The sequence below is a fragment of the Bacillus cereus group sp. MYBK220-1 genome, from assembly GCF_051916445.1.
In the GTDB taxonomy this organism is placed as follows: Bacteria; Bacillota; Bacilli; order Bacillales; family Bacillaceae_G; genus Bacillus_A; species Bacillus_A cereus.
Window position 1 is genome coordinate 1 of record NZ_JBQAGQ010000007.1, and the last position, 22,503, is coordinate 22,503.

Consider the following 22,503-nt stretch of genomic DNA (forward strand, 5'->3'; position numbering starts at 1 on the left):
CTCTCTAACTGCTGCAAATATTGATCCACAGAAATTTACTTATCCGGAAACATTGAATATTTCACGAGAAGAGAATAATCATTTAGCCTTTGGGGCTGGTATACATCACTGCTTGGGAGCTCCATTAGCACGTTTAGAAGGACAAATTGCATTAGGTACTTTGCTACAGCGGCTTCCTAACCTTCGCCTAGCAATCAAACCGAATCAATTAAATTATAATCATAGTAAAATTCGTTCTCTTGTTAATCTGCCAGTTGTTTTTTGACCTATAATTACAATGGACTTAAGTTGTTTTTGGTTTTTTGTTGAAAAAATTGTTATATTGAAATTTTTTAGTACCTTCAGAACGAACTTTTTGTTAATTTGTAGCAAAAAGTTCTTTTTTTCATTTTGGGGTAATTCTGAATTCTTAAGTTGATGGGTATGTGGTGTCACCCCATCGCCATCAAGCTAAGAAAGGTAAATGCCCCCAGAACGAAATTTTGTGCTAACTTGTAGCAAAAAGCTCATTTTTTTGTTTTGGGGTAATTCTGAACTCTTAAGTTGATGGGCACGTATGGTGATCCCTGATAGCCTTTTTATCCAGATGTATTCGTTTCATGAGCAAAATTACTTTACAAAAATCCTCTACAGTTAAAGTTTAGTCCCTGACATACATCAACTCTCATAATCATAAAAAGGCTGCAGTTGTTATACTGCAGCCTTTCAAATGTTTAATCCGTTTTTTAATCTATCCTTTAATTAACCTAGATATGCTTTTTGCAATGCCTCTAGACCATCTTTATAAATTCCATGGAACAGATTAATTGCCTCTTCATCACTTACTTCTACAGGAGTGAAACTACCAGACCATTCAACTAATGATGTGTTAGCATCTTTCCCTTCTTTAACACGGATTGTAGATAAATAGTTCGTCACAGGGAATGGCGCTTGCATAATTGAATATGTGTAGTAGCGCTCTTTCTCATTAAATGCTTCTAAACGTTCTACAATCGCATCACCATCAGGGTTTGCTAAATGACGTACACGTCCGCCTTCCGTTACTTTACTGCTAGGAATATACGGTAACCAATCTGGAAGTGCATCAAAACCTCCAATTAATTGCCATACTTGTTCAGGTGAAGCTGGAATTTCAATAGATGTAATAGTATTTGCCATTTTCATTACTCTCCTTTTTATTTAACGTTAATTGGTAGTGGTGCATTAGCTGCAACTAATTTTTGTTCACGCATTTCTTCCCAGAATGCTGCCGGAATTACTGTTTTCAATGCAGCTTGGTCTTCTGCAATTCGTTCCGGTTTACTTGCACCAGGAATAACAGCAGCAACTGCTGGATTAGCCAATGCAAATTGTAAAGCAGCAGCTTTAATGCTGATTCCATGACGATCTGCAAGGTTTTTCATTTTATTAACTTTTGCAATGATTTCTGATGACGCTTTTTGGTATTCGAAGTGAGTACCTCCAGCAAGAACACCTGAGCTATATGGTCCACCAACAACAATGTCCATATTGTTTTTTACAGCCGCAGGCATTACGCGTTCTAAAGCGCGCTCGTGGTCTAATAATGAATAACGACCAGCTAGTAAAGAAACATTTGGTTTTGCTTCTTCTAAATCCAGCATAAGTTCAATTGATTCTACTTTATTTACTCCAAGGCCCCAGCCCTTGATTACACCTTCATCACGCAACTGAGTAAGTGCACAAAATGCTCCTGTTCGAGCAATTTCAAATTGTGAAATCCACTCATCTCCATAAAAATCTTGTGCTACATCATGAATATAAACAAAATCTAAACGATCTGTTTTTAAACGTTTTAAACTATCTTCAATAGAACGAAGAGTTGCATCTGCACTGTAGTCGTTGATAATTTTATTTTTACGACCAAATTCGAAAAGTCCGCCTTTTTCACCTAAATCACGTGTAGATGGATCTTCCAATTCATCTGAAATAATTCGACCTACTTTTGTACTTAAGAAGTACTCATCACGATTTCTTTTCGATAATGCTTCACCAAGACGAATCTCTGCTAAACCAGATCCATAAAGTGGAGCTGTATCAAAGTAACGAACACCATTATCCCAAGCAGCATCTACTGTTGCCATTGCTTCTTCTTCCGGAATATTACGATACATATTACCTAGTGGTGCCGTACCAAAACCAAGTGTACCTTTTAATAAATCTTTCATTTAAAATCTCCTCCTAAAATATATTAAAAAATGATTAATGAATATAAATTAATGTGAAAAGGCATGACCGATCAAATGCACTATAAAAGGTTTGGACAGTCACAGAAGCATATACTTCAAAGTACGATAGTTATAAAAAATAGAATAGATACTATTTAATACTGTATTTCTCAATTGCTCCTTACACATGCTATTATGATGTGTATTTAACATAATGAAAAGTACGCACTTTAAAGTGTTATAGACACTAAAAAGTACCATAGTTACTTTTTAGTATCATACTACTCGTTTTCCTCTTACATATGTTATTATGGAACATGTTTAAAACAATAAAAAGTACGTACTTTAAAGTGATATAGATACTAATAAGTAACAATTGTATATTTCAACTAGTTTAGCTCAAAAATAAAATTATGTAAGGAGATTTTATATGAAAAAATACAATATTCCTGTGGAGGCAACTTTAGAAGTTATCGGTGGGAAATGGAAAGTTGTTATACTTTGTCATTTAAAAAAAGACAAAAAAAGAACGAGTGAATTAAAACGTTTAATGCCTGATATTACACAAAAAATGCTCACGCAACAGTTACGTGAGCTAGAAGAAGATGGTGTAATTCAAAGAAAAGTATATGACCAAGTACCTCCTAAAGTAGAATATTCTTTAACTGAGTATGGCTGTTCTCTAAATACTATACTAGACTCTTTATGTACTTGGGGAGAATGTCATCTTGAAAAGCATGGGAACACGTCTATGCTCAATGCAAAAGGAGAATAGTAAAAAAGAAACAACCTTTACTATAATGGACGTTGTATGAGCTTAGCTTGATAGCGATGGGGTACCCCCAGCATTTCGGAAAAAAACCACGCTAAGCAAAGAATTATGTAAATAATTAAGCATTAATATTCTTTAACTGAGTAACAATTCCAAAACTGATTTTTAATAGAAAAAAAGGGTTACAGATTCGATTGTAACCCTTTTTCCAAATGTTTTTAGTTTTATACGATTCCTATAATGATTACAGGACTGAAGTATGATTCGAAATAGCGTTGATTATATTATCCCAATCATCACAATGAATCTCGTGACCTGATCCTTCTAGGGTTAATAACAAAGCATGCGGAATTTCATTAACAAGAGCAAGACCATGCTCGTATGGAAGTACTGTATCTTCTGTACCATGGATAACCAAAGTAGGTATATTGATTCCTTTTAACTTCCCCTCATAAGAATCATCGCCTTTAAGAAGGGAGTGATTAAACATACTGAGTAGGTTATTTGCTCGTTTTATTTCTTTTTCTACCTGTTTATAAGCCCTTTTCTCATCGAATTTATGATTTGAACCACAGAGTAAAGCTGATCCTGCAGCCAAGTAATTGGCAACAGATTCTTCATCTGACCAATTTAGTTTAGCCGCATTAGCATGGTAAGCGAGTATCTTCTCATCGATCGGAGGCAAATTCCGGTTGTTGTCTTCAGAACCAAAAATACCTGATGCAATCAAAGTTATACTTAGAACTCTCTGAGGGTTTCTTAAGGCTACAATTTGAGCAATCATTCCACCCAATGACATTCCAACAATATGTGCTTCATCAATATGATATGCATTGAGTACCCCAATCGCATCATCAGCCATATCTACCACAGTATAGTGGGAACTTCCCGGTTCATAAGTAGTTGACCGTCCAACATCTCTATTATCATAACGAATAACATATCGGCCCGTATCAGCTAATTGTTGACAAAATTCCTCATCCCAATAAACCATTGAACACATGGCTCCCATAATCAGTAAGACTGCTGGATCTGCTGAATTGCCAAAGCTCTCTGTACATATATCAATTTCATTAATTTTAATAATCTTTTCAGTCATGATTAACTCCTCATTTCATTCGTATTTAGTTAATAAAAAAAGACACAATCAAATAAACCCACACATATTGAAAAAAATAATCGGGCATAACGAATTGTGTTTAAAATTAACGTAAACGAATGAACTTGATAATCATGTTAAACACTCTCCTATAAAAAGGGAATAAGGGTAAAACCCTTATTTTGATTATAACATAGCTCTATCAGTAGTAATATAGGTTCATTTTCTCTTGTTTTTTGAATCTGCACTCTTAGTGGAAGAAAAGATGATGTATATAATATTCAAACCTAATTAACATAACGTCTCATTATAGGGATTCAATGTTATTTAGAAGACTATTAAAAGTCCCCCAGTTCGTTTAACTGAGGGACTTTTGTTTTCATATAATTTTTTTACGAGAAGTTCTATTATAGCCTTATTTTCTCAAATACATGAAAGTAGTACTCATATGGATTTTTATCATTTTGAATTCCTTTTTCAGTATATATCTCTTTCCACAAAGAGAAATCAATTTCTGGGAAGTAACGATCTCCTTCAAATCTAGCATGAATCTTGGTTATGTATAGTTTTTGAGTGTAAGGAAGAAATTGTTGATAGATTTCTTCTCCTCCAAGGATAAATACTTCTTCTCCTTCACATTTAGAAAGGGCATCTTCAATCGAATAAGCTATATGACAGCTCTCGGCCTTATAGTTTTTATTTTTTGTTAAGATAATATTTTTACGTCCATCTAAAGGTTTTCCTATCGATTCATAATTCTTTCTTCCTAGAATGATAGAGTGTCCCATAGTAATTCGTCTTAAGTATGCCCAATCATTAGGAAGTCTCCAGGGAATATCGTTATTTTTACCAATTATATTATTTTCTCCTACGGCAACCATTGCAGATATTATCATGTTCTCATCTCCTTCACTTTAATTTTATCAAAAAAAGGAGTTTATTTTTAATGTATATCCTATACATGATCAGTTAACATAACGTCTCATGATCGGTAGCAAGGAAAAAGGGGAATCCTTACTCTCAGAAGGAATCCCCTTTTTTATTTTCTATAAATCTATTCGTCTTTTTATGCATTTCTATTATGGCGCGGTTTTCGGGTTCTCGTTTTGTTACTGTATTAGCCCAAAAACTGTATAAAATCTTGCATACTCTTAGCGTGGTTTTTTTCCGAAATGCTGGCGATACCCCATCGCCAGCAAGCTAAAATTTTAGAGCACCCCCCAAAACGAAAATTTTTTAATCCTACTAGTACACACAAGGCTAGAAAATTCTTTACAAGAATTTAAACCATTAAAATAGGAATTAGTTTATATTAAAATTAGTTACATAGATTGAATATTGGAGGTATAGAATTAAGTTGGAAAAAGAATTTATGGTAATCAATAGCTTTTCTGGTGAAAATTTGACTGGAAATCCTGCAGCTGTTTTTTTTGAACCCAGTGGTTTAGATAATAATGCTTTGCAAAACATCGCTAAACAGATAAACCTTGTGGAGACAGTATTTGTATATCCCTCTAATAATGCGGATTTTCTATTTCGTTATTTTACTCCTAATAAAGAAGTATCGCTTGCTGGACATCCAACAATTGCAGCATTTATGGCACTAGTAAATTCCAAGAAGATTGATCTCAGTAAAAAAAGTATATATCAAATTGAAACTCAAAATGGAATACGTGAAGTTGTTATTAAAAATGTTAGAAATCAAGTGCTTGTAAAAATGAAGCAAAGCTCTCCTAAGTTCATTTCACCAATAATAAACAAAAAGACAATAGCCAATACTTTAGGAATTAATGAAGCAGATATTGCTTTCAATCTTCCAATTCAAACGATTGATTTAGGCGTGAAATATTTAGTGATAGCAGTAAATTCTTTAAATGCATTAATGTCAGTTAAACGCGATATTCAATTGTTACAAGAGTTGTGTGAGAACTTGGGTGTTCGCGAAGTACAAATATTCACATTTGATACTTATGGAGAGGATTTTGATTTCCACACTAGAAATCTATGCCCTAGGGAAGGCATGGAAGATCCTGCTTGTGGAATGGGAAACGCTGCTGTTGGAGCATATCTTGCCAATAATTATTATAATAAGCAAAAGTGTATTCACCTTCGAGCTGAGCAAGGTACGATTGTAAAAATGCCTTGTTTAATAGAATTGTTTATATCCAAAAAAGAAAAAGATATAGAACTTTATATAGGTGGTACTGGTAAAAAAGTGGTTGAGGGTAAGTTCTTTATTTAATTTATAGTAGGGACATCAATCTAAGATGAATTTATATCTATAATTCCCAAAAAACGCTATTCTTTTTGTAGAAATATATATAGAAAGGATGGTGTTTTTGTATGTCTATTTCTGTATCTGATGAATTAAAATTATTTGCTCGAGAAATTCAAAGCTTTTTATCCCCAAATATCTTACGAACTCTTGCTAGAGATGTTGGTTTTGTGCAACGAGCCAGTAAGTACCAAGCAAAAGATTTAGTCGCTTTATGTGTATGGATGAACCAAAATGTCGCTACGGCGTCTTTAAATCAGTTATCTAGCTATTTAGAAGTATCAACAGAAGTACTCATTAGTCCTGAAGGACTGAATCAACGATTTAATCAAGCAGCCGTCCGATTTTTACAACACCTATTAGCGGAACTACTAAACCAAAAATTGGCCTCATCTATGCCGATTTCTTCTCCATATACTTCTGTTTTCAAGCGTATCCGTATTTTAGATTCAACTGCATTTCAGCTTCCAGATATATTTTCATCCATTTATCCTGGGGCGGGAGGATGTAGCCATACTGCTGGGATGAAAATACAACTTGAATATGATCTATTAAGCGGACAATTCCTACATATCCATACAGGTCCAGGTAAACAACATGATCGAACCTATGGCTCTCTGTGTGTCCCAACTGTAACAGCGAATGATTTGTGTATCCGAGATTTAGGGTATTTTCACTTAAAGGATCTTCAACATATACAAGATAATAATGCTTATTATATCTCTCGTATTAAATCCAACACACGTATTTATCAAAAAAATCCCAACCCTGATTATTTTCAAGATGGAAGAATCAAAAAAGGTACGGAGTATATACAGATAGATATGGAGGTCTTAATGAATTCTCTTCAGCCAGGTCAAACATATGAAATATCTGACGCTTATGTAGGAATGACTGATAAAATCTCAACTCGTGTGATCGTTCATCGGCTAACAAAAGAACAACAACAAAAACGATTACAAGATCAAACTGTAAGAGAAAAAAAGAAAGGAATGAAGTATTCTGCTCGTAGTAAACGACTTAGCGGTATCAATGTATACATGACCAATACTTCTACAGATATTGTCCCGATGGGACAAGTACATGATTGGTACTCTTTACGTTGGCAAATCGAAATTTTATTTAAAACATGGAAATCATTCTTTCATATTCATCATTGTAAAAAGATAAAAAAAGAACGATTGGAATGCCATTTGTATGGGCAACTGATTGCCATTCTACTCTGTTCGTCTACTATGTTTCAAATGCGACAATTACTTCTTATGAAAAAGAAACGAGAACTGAGTGAATATAAGGCCATATATATGATTAAAGATTATTTTCTTCTTATTCATCAAGCTACACAAAAAGACAACCAAGAACTATCAAAGATTTTCATTCGCCTGTTCAACCTCCTACAGCAAAACGGGCGAAAATCCCATAGGTATGAGAAAAAAACCGTCTTTGATATATTAGGTGTTGTTTACAATTGTACTATGTCTGATGATCAAGCGGCCTAATTCAAAAATTGAAACCCGATAGGGTTTATTTCGCATGCAAATCTTTAAATTCTCTACACCTAGCTTTTAGAAAAAAGTAACAACTTCTATTATACTTGATGTTGTATGGGCTTAGCTTGATGGCGATGGGGTAGCACCACATTGCTATCAAACTAAGAAAATGCAACTCCCCCCAGAACAAAATTTTGTGCTAACTTGTAAAAAGATAACGCTTTCGTTTTTAAATTATTAATTTCTTAAATGGAATTATATCGCTTTTTCCATAAAATTCAATTTACACTTAAGGCATAAATGTAAGATAAAAAACAAAAAGATAAAATCTGTTGTCTATAATGACAATAACGAACGGAGAGGTATAAAATGTTGAAAAAAGCGGATTTGCGGATTATACGAACCAAAAAATTTATATATGATGCTTTTATCAAACTGATAGCGGAAAAGGGATACGATGCTATTACCATACAAGACATCGCGGATGAGGCACTCATCAATCGGGCAACATTTTACTCGCATTACAGGGATAAACAAGATTTGTTAACAAAGCTTAGCGATGGTGTACTAGAAGAGTTGACAAGTAAAATGTTCCTATATGCCCATGTGCAGGGACATCAAATAGATTTTTCAAAACTCGAGGAAGTTTTGCAATCAATATTTGAGTGTATGGTAAAACATGCAGACTTTTATAAAACCATGTTTGGGCCTCATGGCATTCATGATTTTAATCTACAAATGCAGCAGACTATTATGGATAACCTTGAACGAAATTACATTGAGCTTAAGATTGGGGAACATGAATCAGATATTCCAAAGGATATGGTATTACGTTTCTTCACTTCCTGTGTTGTTGGGATGGCAATTTGGTGGCTTCAAAATGACATGAAATATTCACCGAAATATACTGCACAACAATTAGTGAAGCTTATGACTAAAGGACCCTTTGGTGCGGTAGGTTTTACTTTTTTTAATGAGCACTAGAAAAAGGAACTGTACTGGGCATTGTAGAATCCCACTAATTGTGTCCGCAAACTCTTCTAAACTGTTAAAGTTGATTTTAGAGAAATCATTTTTCATATATGTCAAAACTCATCCATCCTATTTAAAATATAGTTTTTATCTACTGTAAAATGTAAAAAAGTATTCATTGTGTAAATTAACAAACCTATAACACTTTTTATTAATAGTAAGGAATCGTTGTAACTCAATACACGTTGAAAAACCAAAGTTTAGTCGCAAACTTTGGTTTCGTTTATATAGAGCATGAAGCGATTCAATTCCTTTAATCACACGAGAAGTATGACGCAGATTTTAAAAGTCTGTGGATTTCAAAAAACTTCGCTTTTTTCGAAGTTAAATATCTAATGTACGTCCATATTTATTGATTGCACGATATACATAACACCATTTTTTTGAACTTTATATAGTTTTTTTCATCTAGCTTCTAGGATAGATAAAGGCTTTTCATTTTCTTCTTCCATAATGGTCATACCAATTATAACTTTATTAAAACATTAAATTCCCAATGCGTAAATAGTAGGTTTTTGTCGAATGTATTCAGTGATTTAATTATTTTTTCATTAAATATGAATTTTTGATGAAATAAGGGAATTATGGATACCTTTTTAGAAGATATTGCATATGTTTGGTTATATATAATATTTATCTTCTAATTGATTAAGATGGCTTCTTGCCATCACTTGTCCGAAGCCAATTCATCTCCCGCCTATTCTCTTCGCGTTCCTTGAGGAAAGAGCCTTCTTGGTTAAAATGATAAAAAACACCCGTTCTGATTAAGGACGAGTGTTTTTCTTTTTAGGTTATCTAACAGGCATAAACTTCCATGAGCTAGGTTTTTGTTTTTTTTCACCTAGTACAATCCAATTTTTCTTAGCATTTATATTCTCATAATTTAATGGATAGTCATCTGTAAAAATATTATATTCTGTAGGATTATCCAGGTTAATTTTAATTTTAAAATCAGCTAAACTATCAGATTTTTGAGCAAGGTGAATCCAACTAGAATAATTAGACCAATTTAAATATTGAAATTGATCGTAATTTGAGTGCTTCATGCGAAGATATATACCCTCCCCATGGTGTAGCTTTGCATCATTTTCTTTGTAGAATTCAAATTCCATAGGTGTACCAGATAAACCATTGTTTTCTTTATTTGCAAGTGTGACATAATCGTAACGATTTGCTAAATACCATTCAAATGTTAAACCTTGATAAGGAGATTCACTTGGTACGATATAATAATTTTTCCCTGCTTCTATGACGTTTCCTTCTATATCATAGATTAATGCAGTCTCTATACTTGGAGCTTTCACATTTTCAGTAAAAGTTTTAAACCACAGATTTAAGAAGCCTGCTGTATTGCGCTGAGCTTCTTCTAAGCTTCGCTGCACAGCTGGGGTAACCATTTCTTGCCACAATTGTGCCTTACCACTATTATAATACTTAAATGTTTTATCATTAGTAATATTTTGGATTTCAGGTTTAGCTACTCGAGCTGCATAATCAATCCATTCTTCAGGTGTGGATAGAGAATTATTATAGTTCCCTCCAGTATTGACTGCAAATTGCTTTTGAATGGTTGTAACATAATTTTCAAAGTAGCTATGATATTTTATAGCTCTCGTATCAATTGCAGTAAAATTTGCTGCATGCATAGGTTGAGTAGCATCTGTAAAGTAGTGGGTAGCTACTCCTAAGTAATAGAAAGCTTTTTCATAGTCCTTATTTCGTAAATGTTCTCCAGATTCATAAAAGTATTTCTTACCTTGTGTAAGAGCCGTTGGATTTGTTTCTCCTCTATAATTTTCTTTAGTATCAGGATCATAAAAGTGCGATTTCCATCCGCCTTTAAAAACGCCACCTATTCCTGTACCACCATCGTTAAACTCTGCATTATAATCTGCATCATATAATCCTTTAGAAAATAAATCTTTATATTGTGGATAATTTAAAAAGTCCACAGCCTGCTTATTTGCTTCAATATTAGATTCTGTTTTCATAATTTCAATAGCTTGTTTTGCAATCCATAAATGTGTACTTTTATCAGAATGATACGGAGCTTCTGCAGACCATCTTGCAGTAATAGGATCATTCTCATTTAAATCAATTTGATCGAGATGAGCATAACTACTTTGAGGACATACTCCTAAAATAGTTAAAGTCACTCCAGCTATACATAGTGTTGATACGATTTTTTTCATTTTTTATCCCTTTCTAAATATAAAGATTCTTATGCGGATATTCATCTTATTCACGAAAGTTTAATAGCTCTAATAAAAGAGCGATTAACAAAGGCTAATTGCTTAATTTCTCTCTTAATGGAATACCAACACACATCGATTAAATTAAAAATTTTAAATTAACCCTAAACAATAGTTTTTCTTCTCTACCTCTAGTTATATATAAAAGCGCGTCTTATTTAAACATGTTTTTTTATGTAATTTTACATATCCAAAAATAGGGGATTGAATAACCTTCCATTTATTATATTAATGAAAGACCGTTGTCTCTAGATAATTGAAATTATGTTGTTTTAAGTTAATAATCTATATCCATCAACTAAAGAATTTAGAATTACTCCAAAATGAACTTTTTGAAGTGTTGTTTTGTTTGCTTTTCTATATTCCCAAAAAGTAATCTAGGTATTAAGGGAAAAGGTTTTAGATTTGGAAACGTAAGTGACATCTCATTTGGTACTAGTTCCTCTAAAGAACCATATTCTCTAATACAAAAATTTCCTGATAAGTTGGACAAGTCTTTAGCAAAGTTTGGAGAAAGAAATACTGACATAACTTTCATATTTTTTACTGCTTCTGGAACAAAAGTTATTTGAGTTAAATTAAGTATCATGGTTGCATACATTTTGTCTTGATAGCGGTCGATTGGGTAAGTTTCATTTGGTAATGAATAGGGGATCTTTCCAATCCAACTTTTATTTATAGATAAATCGGGTCTTTTTCCGCCTAAATATGTATTCTGTTTTCTCCTAATTTTAATTAGTAATTATATTGTATCAATAATGAAAAAATACGCTATTCTTTTTGTAAAATCATAGAAAAAGATAACGTATTTTAATCATTTTGAGGACCACATTATGAGTATAGGGTATCAGGTATCAGAAAAAACTTGTTAAGGTTAGTAATTCTATACTATTTCATTTCATACAAAAGGAATTTGCTCATTATTAACGAAAGTGTATATTAACTAGATGAATTCATTCATATACCGTATTACAAAAAACATGAGAACAATTTTATCCTACGATACATAATTATGATCCGTTTTAAAAATTAGTAAAATTAAGGAGCAACATTGTATGGGGAAAAAAGTACTGTTTTTTGGGGATTTCGGAATTGACGATACGATAGCTATCATATACGCGCATTTGACAGACAAAATTGATGTTATAGGCATTGTTGCAGACTATGGGAACGTACCTAAAGCTGAAGTTGTTAGAAATGTTCGCTTTTTACTTAAAAGTGTAGGTAAAGAATATGTAAAAGTTTTTGGTGGGGCGGAGCATTCCATGTCTTCAGAAGCTGAAACTTTTTATCCAGAAGTTCACGGTAAATTTGGGATAGGACCCATTTACACAGGACTAGAGATTCAGACATTTGAGAATTTTTTCGAGGTGCTCACACTTATTAAACAGCATAAAAATGAACTTATTATCGTGAATACCAGGCGGCTAACTTCACTTGCAACTTTATTTCTCCTTTATGGTGATGTGATGGAATATGTACATTCTTATTATATTATGGGAGGAGCTTTTCTATATCCAGGAAATGTTACTCCCATTGCTGAAGCTAATTTTTATGGCGATCCTGGATCAGCCAATATTGTAATGAGATACGCAAAGAATCTATCAATTTATCCTTTGAATGTTACACAATCGGCTATTGTGACACCGGAAATGGTCAATTATATCCACTCTAAAGGGAAAACTAAATTTTTAAAGCCTCTTTTAGACTATTACTATTATCAATTTTATCAAAAAAAAGTTCCTGGAATACAAGGTAGCCCGGTTCATGATGCACTTACTTTAATTGCGATTAATCGTGATGATATTTTTACGTACCATCAATCAGCAGTGACAGTTAATGTACTTGATACTGTAAGAGGACAAAGTATAGGAGATTTTAGGTCTACTTTTGAACCAGAAACATTCGGTAATCGTCCAAAACATAGGATTGCAATACAAATGAATTATGAAAAGTTTTTTAACGAGTTTATGACTGTAATGACTGGAGAACTATTTTAGGTAACCCCCTTATATATAAGTATATGTTTTGCTATCAAGCTAAGATTTTAAAGTACCCTCTAAATGGAAATTTGTTGTTTTTATAGACCTGGAATTTAATTATGTTTGGGGGTAACTTATTCCCCTAAGTTGATGGTGATGTTGTTGAGACTCCTAAAACATTTTATGATTCTGATATTGCGCATAATTATGGTAGATTTGTAACACCAATTACATCAGTTTATGACCCTGGATCATATGTAGCTGTTATGAGACTTGGAGAAAATTATTATTATGGTGGCAGCTTTAAAATTAAAAAATAATAGAAGTTAATTTCACTAATGATAATATTTTTGATATGATCAATGTATAATAAAAACATAACTCATGTAATAGTCTAAGGCGGTATACTTGACCAACGGCCGCTTAGCTAATGAGTTATACCCCTTAGAAAAGGCACCTTGCAGCAGGGGTGCCTTTTCTTTTATTTTTTTTAGTGGTACATCATTCTAAATTGAAGCTATATAGTTAAAAAGTATAATGATTAAATTGTAATTTAACACTCCTCCCCTCAAGTGGCTTCTGTATATAATACATTTAAAATATATTTTTTTTATAAATCAAAGATATCCTGACATACTCTTAAAATTTTTTGTGCACGAATAAAATCTCTCCGTAAACGTCCAATAGCTTTAAAATATACCAAAATTGAGAAATATGAAAAAGACACTCTTATAAGTACCCTTCTTAGCAACTAAGTCGGCTGCAGCTACTACCATAACCCATATGAATTCCTCCTGTAAGAGGATATTTTAAGTTCATATTTAATTATTAAAATAAACCGCACCAAAGTTTTCATTAAATCTTTTACACCAAACAGAAACCGAACCATATTCATTTACATCTATCCCTTCAGGAATTTCGTAGTTTTGATCTCCTTTATTTCCCTTTAATTTTCCCAATTCAATATACTTATAGTTTTTCACGTCTTCATTATTTTTCAAACGATTTGTAGGAACTAATACAACTCGAACATCTGGCCCATTAGATGTTGCAAAATTAGAAAGTCGTAAAACACGTTTTCCATCCGCTAATTGGTGAATTTTTGCCGTTCCGGTTGTTTCATGGACACCGTTTTGAAACTGACCTTCCCTTATTACTCGATCACTTTGCATCTTTACTTCAGTTGATTGTATCTCTGCTTGTGGCAATGATTCATTTACGTGCTTATCAATAAATAATTTCTCTGGTCGGAACAATGACCATAAAATCCCCAATACAATTATCAAACCACCTATAAGCCATACATATTTTCTTTTCATAAAGTAAAAAACCTCCTGTAACATACTGTGTAGTAGTATGTTAACAAGAAGGTCTTTCATTTTTCTAACATAAATGTTACAAAAGTCTTTCAGCCATCTTATTTTTTTACTGATGTGATGGGAAGAGTGAACCAAAATTCACTTCCCTGCTTACCATCTGCGCGATTCCTTACACCAATTTCCCCTTTGTGCATTTCAATTAATGATTTTGCAATAGCTAATCCAAGTCCAGAACCTCCAGATTGTGAACTTCTTGATCGATCTGTTCTAAAAAAACGTTCAAATACACGTAATTGATCATTTGGAGAAATTCCTATTCCTTCATCCCGCAAAGTGAATTGGACCTGTTGAGCTAGTTTATTTTCCACTACAGTCAATTCAATTGTTCCAGAGATAGGAGAATATCGAATTGCATTATGTAATAAATTACCTATGACCCTTTCTATTTTACAAGGCATAATCAAAAGTCGAGGTAATGTATCAGGGACATCCAATTGCACATGGATTTGTTTGTCTCCTAATAATACAGAATGTGACTCTAATACATCTAATAGAACTTTATCTAAATGTGTGAAACTTGGGTGAAAATCTACTTGCTCAAACTCTAACTTTGAAAGATCAAATAAGTCGTTAATTAATCCATTTAATCTTTCTATTTCTTTTAAAACCGTTGCTAAGTATTGCTTTTTCGTTTCAGGATCTTCAATCAGGTTATCTTGTAATGCTTCTATCATCATTTGCATGCTAGCCATAGGTGTTCGTAAGTCGTGTGAGATATTGGTAATTAGCTCCTTACGAGAGTTTTCCTGTTCCTCTAACTTAGTAAACCCTTCTTCTAATTTTTTTGCCATCTGTTGAAAGGCTGTTGCTAATTCTTTAAACTCACGTGGTTCTTGACCAATTATATACATTGTTTCAAAGTGTCTATCACTAAATTGTTTCGTCAATTTTATTAAATTTTGTATAGATCTCATGATAGGACGTGTCATTAACCAATAAATAAATGTTGAAATAATGAATGCTACAAATGCAATTACTGTTAATAACCGCGTTTGTTCCGGCTCAAGTAACATTTTGGTCTCACTATACCATATAGCAATTACCATAATACTGGTACTTAATAGATTCATGAGTAACAATTGAATACGTAATCTCATGTTTCATTTCCTCCATTTGGCTCAAAGCGATATCCTATACCCCAAACCGTATGAATCCAACGATTCTTTATCGTATGCTTCTCGAGCTTTTCACGTAAACGACTCACTAATACGGTAACTGTGTTTGATGCCCCTTCATGTCCAAAATCCCAAATTAATTCAAGAAGCTGCGAGCGAGAAAATACTTGTTTTGGATGCTTTGCCATGAGATAAAGTACCTCAAACTCTTTCACCGTTAACTCCACTTCCTTATCACAAACAAGTACATATCTTGTCTTTGGATATATTTTTAAATCTGGAAATTCTATCACTTCCAACAGGGATTCTTTCGCTTGTATTGGTACATGACTTCCTCTTCTTAGTATAATTTGAACCCTTAATACTAATTCACGAGGGGAAAATGGTTTTGTTAAATAATCATCTGCCCCCATTGTTAAGCCTAAAATTCGATCCCTTTCCTCTCCCTTAGCAGTTAACATAATAATAGGGACATTTGACTGTTGACGAATTTCCTCACATAATTCCCATCCATCTTTTTTTGGCATCATCAAATCTAATATAATTAAATCTGGTTGATGTGTAAGAAATAAATCCCAACCCTCTTTACCATTTACAGCTGTATAAACTTCATATTCTTCTCTTTCTAAATACCGTTTGCATACTTCTCTAATATTTTCTTCATCTTCTACAATTAAAATTCTTTTCTTCATATACTATCCTCACTTCTTTTTCACCAATAACACAATTTTTTTCTATTATTCACTAAAAATATCTTTATAGGTAAAGATATAGAAACTAATCATATAAATAAATTAGAATTCCACATTTCAGCCTTGAAACAAATGAAAATTCAGAAAATAAATTATGTAATATAGATAGTAATCTTAACATTTGATTACTTATATGACTAGATAAGTATTTAAAATAGTAGTTACTAAATCATATAAATTAAAAGAAATGAGTCCGATTCAACATCGAACTCATTCCTTATTAGTAGCCTAAATTATTGTATCTAACTTTTCGGATTCAATTCATTTCCGTTTCTCTTTCCAAACTTAGCAACAGAACTATTACCTATTACTGAACTCTTGATAGATTCCATGCTATAGTATCAGTCCCATTCTCTCCATTACCATATTTCATATAATCGATTAAATATCCTACCTTTAACTTGTTACCATTAGATAGTATGTTCCATTGCTTATGGTGTCCGGTGAAATTCTTTGGATATGCATGATTAAATTTAAAAGTACTTGCGTTCTGTTTTTGATCTAAGTGGATATAACTATCTTGAAGTTTTAAATATGCGTAATCTGAATAAATAGGATTTTGAAATTTAATTAATACCTCTTCATCTTTTTTAATTGGTTTTCCAGGTTTAGGTTGACCTACTCTTTCAATAATTATATTTACTTTTTCATCGCTAGATTTTTCAGACCAAAGATACTCCCATTTATTCCCGGCATGATGACTTCCCCAATAAGCTGTATTTCCATATGAAGCCACGGTATAAGGAACTCCTTCTGTAACAAATTCACCTGAATTATCTACTACATAATCTTCAAATTCTTTATTAGCTTTAATTTCAGTATCAATCTTTTGTGTAGGCGTTAAATTGTGTGCGTCATTGATTTCAAATGTAACTTTTCTGTGCGCAGCAATTTCAGATTTAATAGGGTGTATATTTTCTCTAGACTCATATGTAAATCCATTCTCACGTTTAACTAGTGTTACTGTTTGTGACGGAGCATTCCATTTCTTGTTATACGTAGTAGGAATCTCTTTACTCACTCCAAATAAGCCAGGTAAAATTGTTGCCCTAATCTTTTGCGTCACAGAATCATAACTACCTTCTACTAATGTTGGTTGCTGTAGTTTTGCAAAAGCACCGTGTACAGAGTTTTTATGTAAATAACCGCGATCTCCCTGTCCCGCTTTTAAATCGTTTAATGCATCAGTTCCATTATTAGCTGAAACCACTGATACGTTATTAGTACTTTTAGCCTTGTTTACAATATGATTTACTTTTTTCGTATCTATATTTACATGTTGAAAAACTTCGTTATAGGATAACACTGGCTTATCAGCAAGGGATTTGTCTTTAGGAGTATATACCCTAAACTTTGGTATATTTCCTATATCTGTTTCTAATTGCTCAGTAGCTGCATTCACTCTAGACTCATATCTCCCTGAATCCCCCAAATGCATAATTTCTTCACCTTTTTCAATAGATAAATCCATTGTACTTGTAGGTAAAACTTCAATCGAGAGAAGTTCCCCTTGTTCAACAGCTTTTAATTCATCCAAAGATAAGACAATATTTGCATCTGCTTGTCCTTCTAAACTGTCAATTACTACTTCTGTTTTATTCCGTCCACCTTTTTCTGTACTTAAATAGTTTGCTTTATAACGATCTTGTGTCGCCTTTACAGTATTAATAATTTTGTTTCCTAAACGAATATTAAAATGTGGCGAAACATTTTCAGCTGATGCAGTTCCTACATTCTTATATTCCAAATGTACCCGTAATTTTGCTGCGTTCGCTGTATCCACAGTTGTTGCAGTAGACCAATCAAAATTATTTGTATAACTCTCCGTTTCCGTAGTTGTTTTTGAATATCCATATCCCACATTTGCTGAAACACTTCCGGAAGGAACAGGGCCGGCTGCTGAGCCTTCAACACCACCTGAACCACTTAAACCTACATTAAATGAATGTTGTGTAGATACACTTTTTTCCCATCCTCTGCTAACTGATCCGCCATTATTATCCGTAATGGTTGCAATAGGAATTACTTCAATTCGTTTGACACCAATTTGCAAATTAGGTATATTGGCAACTATCGGATTGAAATTAGTATCAGAATCGTTGTTATAATTCTCAACCTCATACATATCAGTAAAAGGATCACCATCCGTATTTGCATTCATAGGATTCGATATAAATTTTGGTTTCCCTTTATCCTTCTCAGGATCCCATGCTTTTGCTTCATTTTTTCCGGTTTGTGAATTGAATTCAATTTTATATCCATTAATCTCTAAGTCGTTAGAAATACCATCTTTGTCCCAATCATTGTTTGCCATTTCAATGTTTTGTGTAATGAGCGAACCTATCTCCCCATCAGATCCAAGCGTGAAATTCTTATCTTCTTTTTTTGCATTTGTATTCTCTTTGAATATTTCAACTGTACCTCCTGGATTCGGTTGTTTTACATCTGCTAAAGCAGGAGATGCTAGAGTCAGTGCCATCGATACACTACCTAATACACTAATTGCTGGCTTTAATTGTTTCATTGTTATTTTCCTCCTTGGTTTCTAGGTCGATTAGAACACCTACTTGTAAGATTAATTTCATCATATATAACGAATCTTTCTTTTCTCTCTCATAACTGTTAAAAAAGTCTCTCGTAAATGTTACAAAACACTTACAAAGTTTTTAAAATCTATATATGAAACATCAAAAAGCCGTAATATGAAGAATCGATTACAATATATACAAAAAAGCAGCTAGCCAAAGCTAACTGCTTACTAACTTATAAAATTTCAGTAAAAGAATGTAATAATTTTGAAGTGTGCAAATTGGGAGAGTGACTTCAACTATAGTTCCCTTATTCACTTCACTCTCAATAAATACCTTCCCCTGGTGTGCTTCAATAATTTTATAACAGACCATTAATCCTAAGCTGATTCCCTCTTCCTTAATACTGTAAAAGGTTCCCCTAAATATGACGATTAAAACCGCTTTTATTTCGAAATATTCAGAAGTATTTCGGGTTTGTAAGACAAATGAAAGATAATTCAATATGAGAAATATTGTAGTTTGGATACACTCATTAACATAAACTACAAGAAAAGAGGTATACTCGTATGGGCATACTACAGGTTCGCGACTTAAGTAAACTCTACACAGGAAAAGTATCCTATAAAGCACTTTCAAATATTGATTTGACGATAAATAAGGGGGAATTTGTAGGGATTATGGGACCATCTGGAAGTGGGAAAACCACTTTCCTCAATATGATTTCTACTATTGATGCGCCAACATCAGGCGAAGTATTGATTAATGGCAAGAACCCTTTTCGTTTATCCTCTCATGACTTGGCACTATTTCGACGTCGTGAATTGGGATTTATCTTTCAATCATTTAACCTTTTGAATACTTTAACAGTAAAAGAAAATATTCTTCTTCCACTTACATTAGACAATGTAAATCTGAAAGAAATGCACAAACGAGTAGAATTCATTTCAAACCAATTAGGTATTGGGGAAATTTTAAATAAACGAACCTATGAAATTTCAGGTGGACAAGCTCAACGAACAGCGATTGCTCGTGCACTCATTCATTCTCCTCGATTAATTCTTGCAGATGAACCGACAGGGAACTTAGATTCAAAAGCTGCTGGTGATGTAATGGAACTATTAACGAAATTAAACAAGGAACAACAAGCAACCATGATGTTAGTGACACATGATCCAATGGCTGCGAGTTACTGCGACCGAGTGGTCTTTATTAAAGATGGTACATTTTATAATGAAATTTATTGTAGTGATAATCGTTCAATGTTTTATCAAAACATTATAGATGTATTATCCTTACTAGGAGGAAATCAACATGAATTTTCGTCAATTCGCATGTAATAACGTTATTCGCAATAAACGATTATATATCGGTCATTTTTTAAGTAGTACATTTGCTGTTATGATTTTTTTTGCTTTCGAGTTACTCGCATTTCACCCTTATTTCACTGGGAAACTTGCATCGACAAGTGCAACCATGAGTGCTTTGGGCACACAAGGATTTAAAATTGCTCAATATTTGATTGTATTTTTTTCCTTTTTCTTCATTTTATATTCTGTCACTGCATTTTTAAAAACAAGAAAGCGAGAATTTGGAATTTTAATGCTCCATGGTATGGCTAACTCCCAATTACACAAACTGATCTTTATTGAAAATATGTTCATTGGGTGTTGCTCTATTCTTGTTGGTATTGGACTTGGACTTGTCTTTGGAAAATTAGTTTTGTTACTGAGCGCTTCTCTTTTGACATTAAAAGGTGGTCTTCCATTTTATTTTCCATCCAAAGCAATTCTAATAACAGGTCTCTCGTTCCTCATCCTATTTATAGTTGTTTCTTTGTACACTACGCGAATGATGAAATTATCTCAGCTTATCGAACTCATGAAATCAGAAGAAAAACCAAAACCAGAACCAAAGTCATCTAAATGGTTAGGTTTACTCTCTATTCTTTTTATTGGTATAGGATATGCATCAGCATTTTATTTATATACTGCGTTATGGAAAGGAGATAGTTTTGTATATGTTATGTTAGCTTGCGTCTTTTTCACTGTAGTAGGAACATACTTTTTATTTACCCAACTCAGCTTTTATCTCATCCAAACATTGAAGAAGCGTCAACATACGTTCTTTAAAAAGACCAATCTGTTAACTCTTTCAGAGTTAGCGTATCGAATGACAGATAATGCGAAAACCCTATTTCTAGTGTGTATTCTTTCTACTGTTGCTTTTACTTCTATTGGTGTTTGTCTTGCAGTGGGAAGCAGTACATTCGTACAATCTCAGACTCCTTATGCATTTAGTTATACATCCTATAAGGAAAATGTGGAGGAAGCATCTCATATTGCTCAGATACAAAAACAATTGAATGATGCTGACTTTTCCTATAAATTGGTCTCTCCTACTGTTTTTACAACAGAAAATACGGCAGATATCATGAAGCTTACTGATTATAATGCATCCGCTAAAATACTAGGGTATCCTGTTGAGACTTTGCAGAATGAACATGACAGCCTTATTCTTCCATCAAAAAGTAGGCTTAGAAGAGAATCTCAAGATGAACTAAAAAAAGAAGTTTCATCTTATACACTGCAGCAAGGGAATATACGTATCAATGTTTCTGGTAAAAAATTATTAATGGATAATATATTGAGTCCTTCCTATGGTTATATTTCTGTTGTCTCAGATTCAGTTTACGAAAAAATAATCAATACGCCACCATTGCAAAAACAAGAGCATAATGAATATACACAATATGGTTTTTTAATTGAAAATTGGACAGAAACAGAAGATATCTCTAAACAATTCATAAAGATGTTCCCTTATGATAGCGAAAAAATGAATCCATCTTATAAATTTGAATCCTTATTTTTACAATGGTTAGAAGGAAAACAAGCGAATGGACTTCTTTCTATTATAAGTGTATTAGTAGGAATTGTATTTTTTGTGTTTGCGATCAGCTTTTTGTACTTCCGTCTATTTACAGATCTAGATCGAGACAAACAACAGTATGAAATGCTTTCTAAAGTAGGATTAACCCAAAAAGAGTTAAAAAAAATTGTAACTCAACAAATTAGTATATTATTTTTTGTACCAATTGTAATTGCGATAATTCATAGTAGCGTGGCGTTTGTAGCATTACAATATTTAGCGCAGCGTAAGTATATAGATTTATCTGTTACAGGAAATTCAATTCTTATCTTTACAAGTTTTATATGTGTGCAAATTATTTATTTCTTAATCATACGAAGAAATTATTTACGTCAGATACTTCAATTAATACGCTAATGTTTCAGGTAGTTTAAGCATATTTACAAACTAACTACATTAAATGGAACATTGTTTTTCAGCTCAATGTTACTCAGGAAAGTTACGCATTTTATTTCGTTATATTTGGGAATTTATTATCATTTTTTCTTTTAACTTATGCTGTTATTTTAGAATTTGTAGATAAATTCTTACAAATTACACCTTAAAACAATAAAAAATAAAGATTTTAGGCGAAACAACGTTTAATAGACTCCAGGTTGATTTTAAAGGGTTTAATGAGTTTCTATACTATGTGTATTGTCACAACAAATAAAAGCTCTTATAAATGAATCTGAGTGCCGTTTTTAAGTTTTAAAAACCTATTTTTAGATTTT

General features: G+C 32.9%; 18 protein-coding genes and 3 pseudogenes. 9 read left to right on the forward strand and 12 right to left on the reverse strand.

Going from position 1 to position 22,503, the window contains the following annotated elements; genetic code table 11:
• A partial coding sequence (locus tag ACTFRU_RS22895; protein WP_440037885.1) for a cytochrome P450 occupies nt 1-265 on the forward strand: 265 nt, incomplete at its 5' end.
• A 476-nt stretch (nt 266-741) separates the two neighbouring features.
• On the opposite strand, the gene ACTFRU_RS22900 is transcribed toward ACTFRU_RS22895, so the two are convergent.
• Nucleotides 742-1,158, reverse strand: a complete 417-nt coding sequence (locus ACTFRU_RS22900; RefSeq protein WP_033699997.1) for an SRPBCC family protein — start codon at nt 1,156-1,158, stop codon at nt 742-744.
• Nucleotides 1,159-1,175: 17 nt separating this feature from the next.
• Nucleotides 1,176-2,186 (reverse strand): aldo/keto reductase, encoded by a 1,011-nt coding sequence (locus ACTFRU_RS22905; RefSeq protein WP_440037886.1) that lies wholly within the window; start codon nt 2,184-2,186, stop codon nt 1,176-1,178.
• A 430-nt stretch (nt 2,187-2,616) separates the two neighbouring features.
• Between ACTFRU_RS22905 and ACTFRU_RS22910 the strand changes: the two genes are divergently transcribed.
• On the forward strand, nt 2,617-2,961 hold the full coding sequence (locus ACTFRU_RS22910) for a winged helix-turn-helix transcriptional regulator (RefSeq protein ID WP_048538629.1): 345 nt from the start codon (nt 2,617-2,619) through the stop codon (nt 2,959-2,961).
• Nucleotides 2,962-3,202: 241 nt separating this feature from the next.
• Here the strand turns inward: ACTFRU_RS22910 and ACTFRU_RS22915 are convergent, their stop codons facing one another.
• A complete protein-coding gene (locus ACTFRU_RS22915; RefSeq protein ID WP_033700010.1) occupies nt 3,203-4,057 on the reverse strand; it encodes an alpha/beta fold hydrolase in 855 nt (284 codons plus the stop codon).
• A gap of 407 nt (nt 4,058-4,464) precedes the next feature.
• Complete coding sequence (locus ACTFRU_RS22920) at nt 4,465-4,953, reverse strand: dihydrofolate reductase (protein ID WP_048538628.1); 489 nt, start codon at nt 4,951-4,953, stop codon at nt 4,465-4,467.
• A gap of 461 nt (nt 4,954-5,414) precedes the next feature.
• Here ACTFRU_RS22920 and ACTFRU_RS22925 point away from each other — a divergent pair, with 461 nt between their 5' ends.
• The 3 genes from ACTFRU_RS22925 to ACTFRU_RS22935 all read left to right on the forward strand — a co-directional run bounded on the left by ACTFRU_RS22925 (nt 5,415) and on the right by ACTFRU_RS22935 (nt 8,806).
• Entirely contained in the window at nt 5,415-6,299 is an 885-nt protein-coding gene (locus ACTFRU_RS22925) for a PhzF family phenazine biosynthesis protein (RefSeq protein WP_048538627.1), read from the forward strand.
• 101 nt (nt 6,300-6,400) lie between these two features.
• Complete coding sequence (locus ACTFRU_RS22930) at nt 6,401-7,831, forward strand: IS4 family transposase (RefSeq protein WP_440037887.1); 1,431 nt, start codon at nt 6,401-6,403, stop codon at nt 7,829-7,831.
• A gap of 360 nt (nt 7,832-8,191) precedes the next feature.
• Nucleotides 8,192-8,806: a TetR/AcrR family transcriptional regulator gene (locus tag ACTFRU_RS22935; RefSeq protein ID WP_440037888.1), complete on the forward strand. Its 615-nt coding sequence runs from the start codon at nt 8,192-8,194 to the stop codon at nt 8,804-8,806.
• Nucleotides 8,807-9,007: 201 nt separating this feature from the next.
• Here ACTFRU_RS22935 and ACTFRU_RS22940 read toward each other — a convergent pair.
• The 3 genes and pseudogenes from ACTFRU_RS22940 to ACTFRU_RS22950 form a co-directional block, all read right to left on the reverse strand.
• Nucleotides 9,008-9,308 (reverse strand): annotated as a pseudogene (locus ACTFRU_RS22940) (DDE-type integrase/transposase/recombinase); the annotation flags it as partial.
• Nucleotides 9,309-9,645: 337 nt separating this feature from the next.
• The gene (locus ACTFRU_RS22945) at nt 9,646-11,046 is read right to left on the reverse strand and encodes a zinc dependent phospholipase C family protein (RefSeq protein WP_440037889.1); all 1,401 of its coding nucleotides are present in this window, start codon (nt 11,044-11,046) and stop codon (nt 9,646-9,648) included.
• Between the two features lie 430 nt (nt 11,047-11,476).
• Nucleotides 11,477-11,842, reverse strand: a pseudogene (locus tag ACTFRU_RS22950) (DUF1963 domain-containing protein); the annotation flags it as partial.
• Nucleotides 11,843-12,161: 319 nt separating this feature from the next.
• On the opposite strand from ACTFRU_RS22950, the gene ACTFRU_RS22955 reads away from it, so the two are divergent.
• Together ACTFRU_RS22955 and ACTFRU_RS22960 are read left to right on the forward strand one after the other, a co-directional pair.
• Entirely contained in the window at nt 12,162-13,106 is a 945-nt protein-coding gene (locus ACTFRU_RS22955; RefSeq protein WP_440037890.1) for a nucleoside hydrolase, read from the forward strand.
• Nucleotides 13,107-13,261: 155 nt separating this feature from the next.
• Nucleotides 13,262-13,408 (forward strand): annotated as a pseudogene (locus tag ACTFRU_RS22960) (DUF5065 family protein); the annotation flags it as partial.
• A 501-nt stretch (nt 13,409-13,909) separates the two neighbouring features.
• Here the strand turns inward: ACTFRU_RS22960 and ACTFRU_RS22965 are convergent.
• From ACTFRU_RS22965 to ACTFRU_RS22985, 5 genes are all read right to left on the reverse strand, one after another.
• Entirely contained in the window at nt 13,910-14,407 is a 498-nt protein-coding gene (locus ACTFRU_RS22965) for a DM13 domain-containing protein (protein WP_017658083.1), read from the reverse strand.
• A gap of 98 nt (nt 14,408-14,505) precedes the next feature.
• On the reverse strand, nt 14,506-15,564 hold the full coding sequence (locus tag ACTFRU_RS22970; RefSeq protein ID WP_042514325.1) for a sensor histidine kinase: 1,059 nt from the start codon (nt 15,562-15,564) through the stop codon (nt 14,506-14,508).
• Nucleotides 15,561-16,274, reverse strand: a complete 714-nt coding sequence (locus ACTFRU_RS22975; RefSeq protein WP_000746049.1) for a response regulator transcription factor — start codon at nt 16,272-16,274, stop codon at nt 15,561-15,563. The genes ACTFRU_RS22970 and ACTFRU_RS22975 overlap by 4 nt, the downstream gene beginning before the upstream one ends.
• A gap of 367 nt (nt 16,275-16,641) precedes the next feature.
• Nucleotides 16,642-18,858 (reverse strand): binary toxin-like calcium binding domain-containing protein, encoded by a 2,217-nt coding sequence (locus tag ACTFRU_RS22980; RefSeq protein WP_098593103.1) that lies wholly within the window; start codon nt 18,856-18,858, stop codon nt 16,642-16,644.
• Between the two features lie 223 nt (nt 18,859-19,081).
• Nucleotides 19,082-19,495, reverse strand: coding sequence for an ATP-binding protein (locus ACTFRU_RS22985; RefSeq protein ID WP_256861350.1), 414 nt, complete (start codon nt 19,493-19,495; stop codon nt 19,082-19,084).
• On the opposite strand from ACTFRU_RS22985, the gene ACTFRU_RS22990 reads away from it, so the two are divergent.
• Both ACTFRU_RS22990 and ACTFRU_RS22995 read left to right on the forward strand, forming a co-directional pair.
• Nucleotides 19,432-20,202 carry an ABC transporter ATP-binding protein gene (locus tag ACTFRU_RS22990; RefSeq protein WP_078386463.1) on the forward strand — a complete coding sequence of 257 codons (771 nt, stop codon included), beginning with the start codon at nt 19,432-19,434 and terminating at the stop codon, nt 20,200-20,202. The two genes, ACTFRU_RS22985 and ACTFRU_RS22990, sit on opposite strands and share 64 nt — an antisense overlap.
• The gene (locus tag ACTFRU_RS22995; RefSeq protein WP_078386464.1) at nt 20,177-22,147 is read left to right on the forward strand and encodes an ABC transporter permease; all 1,971 of its coding nucleotides are present in this window, start codon (nt 20,177-20,179) and stop codon (nt 22,145-22,147) included. The genes ACTFRU_RS22990 and ACTFRU_RS22995 overlap by 26 nt, the downstream gene beginning before the upstream one ends.
• Nucleotides 22,148-22,503: the final 356 nt, after the last annotated feature.